This is a genomic window from Microbacterium sp., assembly GCF_030149085.1.
In the GTDB taxonomy this organism is placed as follows: Bacteria; Actinomycetota; Actinomycetes; order Actinomycetales; family Microbacteriaceae; genus Microbacterium.
In genome coordinates, this window is record NZ_JASBSF010000078.1 from 1 (window position 1) to 4,573 (window position 4,573).

The window sequence follows — 4,573 nt, forward strand, 5'->3', positions numbered from 1 at the left end:
GTGGAACGCCTACGCCCTGGCCAACGAAGACAGCTACTCCGAGATGGAGCAGGAGGTGATCCCCGGCCTGTTCTGACGCCCCCGGCTGTGACTCCCAGCCGCTCCCGCCCTGACGCACTTCCCCGGCGCCAGGTCTTCAGCGGATGGGGATCAGAGCCCAGTGGTCCGGCCCGACATCATGGACCTGCGCGACATCCACACCCCCGTCCTGCTCGAGCGCTGCATCGAGTTGCTTGCTCCCGCGCTCAGTGGCGAGAGCCCGGTGGTCGTCGACGCCACCCTCGGCATGGGCGGTCACACCGAGGCGCTCCTGGAGCGGTTTCCCTCGCTCACGGTGATCGGGCTCGACCGCGACACTGACGCCCTGCGCATCGCCTCCGAGCGCCTCGCCCGGTTCGGTGACCGGCTGCGCCCGGTGCACACCGTGTACGACGGCATCGCCGGCGCGATCGAACGCTCCGGGTTCGCAGGCGTTGACGGCATCCTGTTCGACCTTGGTGTCTCGTCGCTGCAGCTGGATGTCGCGGACCGCGGATTCGCCTACGCCCAGGATGCGCCGCTGGACATGCGGATGGACCAGTCCGGGGGAGTGACAGCCGCAACCGTGCTCGCGACCTACGGTGAAGGCGACCTGCGCCGGATCTTCGAGCGCTACGGCGAAGAGAAGCTTGCGGGACGCTACGCCCGGGCCATCATCCAGGCGCGGGGCGAGCAGCCCATCGAGCGGTCTGCTCAGCTCGTCGACATCCTGCAGGCCGCGACTCCCGCTGCCCTCAAGAACGCCGGTCATCCCGCCAAGCGGGTGTTTCAAGCCCTGCGCATCGAGGTGAATGCGGAGCTTGCGGCCCTCGAGACGGCACTTCCCGCCGCGCTTGACGCGTTGACAGTCGGTGGCCGCCTCGTCGTCATGTCCTATCAGTCCCTCGAGGACCGCCTCGTCAAGCGCGTCCTCGCCCAGGCGGTCCGCTCGACAGCCCCCGCGGGCCTACCCGTGGAACTCCCCGAGCACGCCCCGCAGTTCCGTCTCATCGTCAAGGGCGCCGAAATGGCCTCCGACGACGAGAAGCTACGCAATCCCCGTGCCACGCCCGTGCGGCTGCGCGCGGCCGAACGAGTGAAGGATGCCGCATGAGCGCGGATCTGCTGGCAGCCCTTGATGAGTTCGCCCCGAGTGCTCGCCCGGTCGAGACACAAGCCCCGCGGCTGCGTCCGGTGGAGCAGACCGCAGCGTGGCGCCGTCCGCGCCTCGCCTACGGGATCGTCGCGGTCCTCGGAGCCGCGGCGATCGTCGCGGCCCAGATGGTGGTGTCGATCCTCACGACGCAAGACACGTACGCGATCTCGGCCCTCACCTCGCAGCAGCGACAGCTCACCTGGGACCGGCAGATCCTCTACGACGAGGTTGCAGGTCTCAGCTCGCCGCAGTACCTCGCGGCAAACGCGTCGGCCCTCGGTATGGTCATCAGCGAAGCGCCTACCTTCCTCCGTCTCTCGGACGGAGCGCTGGTGGGAGCCTCGCAGGCCGCAGGGTGGCAGTCATCGATCGACGCCGTCGGAAGGGGAGCAGTGGCAAACGCCCTCATCACCCAGACGCCACTGGTCACCGACCCCGCCGCGACCATCGAAGGAACTCCCGTCGAGGTCACGGACGAGACCGGTCAATCGGTTATCCCGCCCGCGCTCACCGACGGCCTGCCGACCCCCACGACACGATGACCGGACGCAGCACACGAAGCCCACGGCGCCGCACCGTCGTCGCCATGTTCGTTGTTCTGGCAGTCATCGGTGCTTTCGTCATCCGTCTTGTCGACATCCAGGTCGTCAATGCCAAGGAGCACATCGAGCAGTCCCTGGAACTGGGGCTGTCGAGCTCGCAGGAGACATACGGAACCCGCGGTGCGATCGTCGACGAGAACGGCGCGACCCTTGCCGGCAGCATCGTGCTCTACGACGCGCAGCTCGATCCGAAACTCGTCGGCCCGATCGACCGTGAGATCGACGGCGAGGACGTCAAGGTTCCGTGGGAGACGATCTCAGCTGAGATCGGCGCCGTCACGGGTCAGAGCGCCGAAGAGATTCAGGCGATCGTCGCTGCCGCCCTCGCGGAGAACCCCGACAGTCGATACGCGATGCTCACGCGGGGCCTCACGACGGCGCAGTACCGGGAACTCGCGGATATGAAGATCCCGTATCTCGCGATGTTCCCGCACCCGGCGCGCACGTACCCCGACGGCGCGGTCGGCGGTAACCTCGTCGGCTTTGTGGGGTCCGATGGCACGGCGCTCGCTGGGCTGGAGTCCTCCCAGAACGGATGCCTCGCCTCGACCGACGGCGAGATTCGGTATCAGCGCGGCGGTGACGGCGTCATCATCCCCGGGACGATGACCGAGATACCCGCCATCGACGGGGGGACGCTGCAACTGACGATCAACCGTGACCTGCAGTGGTATCTGCAGCAACTGATCGCCGAGCAGACGCAGAACACCGGGGCGCTGAACGGCTCGATCTTCGTCGTCGAGGTCAAGACCGGTGCGATCCGTGCGGCAGCCGAGTACCCGACCGTCGACCCCAACGCTCCGACAGTCGTTGACGAGTCCGATCGCGCAAGCCGGATCTTCCGCAACACCTTCGAGCCGGGCTCGACGTTCAAGGCGCTCTCGGCAGCGATGCTCGTCGACTCAGGTACCGCGAACCCCTTCTCGGTGGTCCGCGTGCCCTTCCGCCAGACCTTCGACAACGGTGCGAGCGTTCGTGACGATCTTCCCCACCCGGACTACGACTACACGCTCAACGGTGTGCTCGTGAACTCGTCGAACGTCGGTATCTCCACGTTCGCCGGGATGATGAGCGACCAGGCTCGCTACGACTACCTCACGAGATTCGGGATCGGGCAGGGCACTGACGTCGACTTCCTTGGAGAAGCGAACGGCCTCGTTCGCGACCCCGGCCAGTGGGACAACCAGACGAAGTACAACACCTCCTACGGTCAGGGCCTGACGACGACAGTGCCCGAGCTCGCGAACGCGTATCAGGCGATCGCGAACGGTGGGCTGAAGCTGCCGTTGCGACTGGTCGAGTCCTGCACGGCTGCTGACGGCACGGTCACGGCCCCCGACAACGGCGAGCCGACGCAGGTGATCAGTCCCGAGGCGGCCCGCCAGGTCACCGACATGCTCGAGAACGTCGCCACGAAGGGCTCTGTCTCCGAGAAGGTCGGCATCGCCGGATACCGGCTCGCGCTCAAGACCGGAACGGCAGAGAAGGTCGACCCCGGCGCCGGTACCTACAAGGTCGGTTCCTACTTCACGACGATCGCAGGCTTTGCGCCGGCCGACGATCCTCAGTACGTCGTCGTGGTGACGCTCGACGAGCCGACCACGGTAAAGTCGTCTAGTGCCAACGCTCCGGCGTTCCGTGAGGCGATGACCCAGGTGCTCAAGACCTACCGGATCATGCCTTCGAACTCCGCCTCACCCGATCTTCCGACCTTCGGCTGATCCCGACGGCACGCATCCCGCGCATGATCAGTCTGACTCTGTCCCGAATCGCCGATGTCCTCGGCGGAAACCTCGTCCTTCGCGGCGCCGACTCCGCTGACACGGTGGTTTCGGGCACCGTCGACACCGACTCTCGACTCATCGGACCCGGCGACATCTTCGTCGCCAAACCCGGCGAGCACGCCGACGGACACGACTTCGTTCCCGCCGCGATCGAGCGGGGAGCGGCGCTCGCCATCGTCGAGCGTCCGCTGGATGCCGCGATCACGCAGATCGTGGTGCCCGGCGCGGTCCACGCTCTGGCAGATCTCGCCCGGTTCGTCGTCGGCGCGGTACGCGATCGCGGCGCGCTGCAGATCGTCGGAATCACGGGATCGAACGGCAAGACGACGACGAAGAACATGGTGGCGCGCATCCTCGAGGCCGAGGACGAAACCGTCGCGCCGCAGGCATCCTTCAACAACGAGGTCGGCGCGCCCCTGACGATGCTGCGCATCACCGAGCGCACCCGCTACCTCGTCAGCGAGTTCGGGGCGAGCGCCCCGGGAGAGATCGCGCGTCTTGCCGGCCTCGTGCACCCCGACATCGGGGTCGTCCTCATGGTCGGGATGGCGCACGCCGGCGGGTTCGGCGGTATCGAGTCGACCTTCGTCGAGAAGTCGCAGTTGATCCACGCCGTCCGGCCCGGGGGCGTCGCGGTTCTGAACGCCGATGATCCGCGTGTTGCCGCGATGGCCGGGATCGCGGCCGAACGCGGTGCGACAGTCCGCTGGTTCGGGCGCGGGTCTGCAGCCGAGGTGCGTGCCGAAGACGTCGAGGTCACGCCCGAGGGAACGCGATTCCGTGCCGTCGTCGACGGTGAGGAGTTCCCCGTGGTGCTCCGCGTGCTCGGCGAGCACCACGTTATGAATGCGCTGGCCGCGATCGCCACCGCGACAAGTCTCGGCATCCGTCCCGAAGCCTGCATCGAACGGCTCGAGGCGATGGAGTTGGCAGAGCGGTGGCGGATGCAGCCGATGGGCTCGGAGCGCGTGCGCATCATCAACGATGCTTACAACGCGAGTCCGGACTCCATG

Annotated in this window: 4 protein-coding genes; all 4 read left to right on the forward strand. The window is 67.1% G+C overall.

Features of this window, described 5'->3' with window-relative positions; genetic code table 11:
- Positions 1-178: 178 nt before the first annotated feature.
- Positions 179-1,132, forward strand: a complete 954-nt coding sequence (gene rsmH, locus Q1V87_RS03260) for a 16S rRNA (cytosine(1402)-N(4))-methyltransferase RsmH (RefSeq protein ID WP_300590831.1) — start codon at positions 179-181, stop codon at positions 1,130-1,132.
- Positions 1,129-1,716 (forward strand): hypothetical protein, encoded by a 588-nt coding sequence (locus Q1V87_RS03265; protein WP_292727498.1) that lies wholly within the window; start codon positions 1,129-1,131, stop codon positions 1,714-1,716. The genes rsmH and Q1V87_RS03265 overlap by 4 nt, the downstream gene beginning before the upstream one ends.
- Before the next feature lie 44 nt (positions 1,717-1,760).
- Positions 1,761-3,497, forward strand: a complete 1,737-nt coding sequence (locus Q1V87_RS03270) for a penicillin-binding protein 2 (protein ID WP_300590829.1) — start codon at positions 1,761-1,763, stop codon at positions 3,495-3,497.
- Positions 3,498-3,520: 23 nt separating this feature from the next.
- Positions 3,521-4,573, forward strand: a 1,053-nt coding sequence (gene murF, locus Q1V87_RS03275) for a UDP-N-acetylmuramoyl-tripeptide--D-alanyl-D-alanine ligase (protein WP_300590830.1), incomplete at its 3' end; no start/stop codon positions are given.

Excerpts from the sequence above, each read along its gene's own strand:
- rsmH (WP_300590831.1), top strand. The coding sequence starts at position 179 with ATGGACCTGCGCGACATCCACACCCCCGTCCTGCTCGAGCGCTGCATC.
- Q1V87_RS03265 (WP_292727498.1), top strand. The coding sequence starts at position 1,129 with ATGAGCGCGGATCTGCTGGCAGCCCTTGATGAGTTCGCCCCGAGTGCT.
- Q1V87_RS03270 (WP_300590829.1), top strand. The coding sequence starts at position 1,761 with ATGTTCGTTGTTCTGGCAGTCATCGGTGCTTTCGTCATCCGTCTTGTC.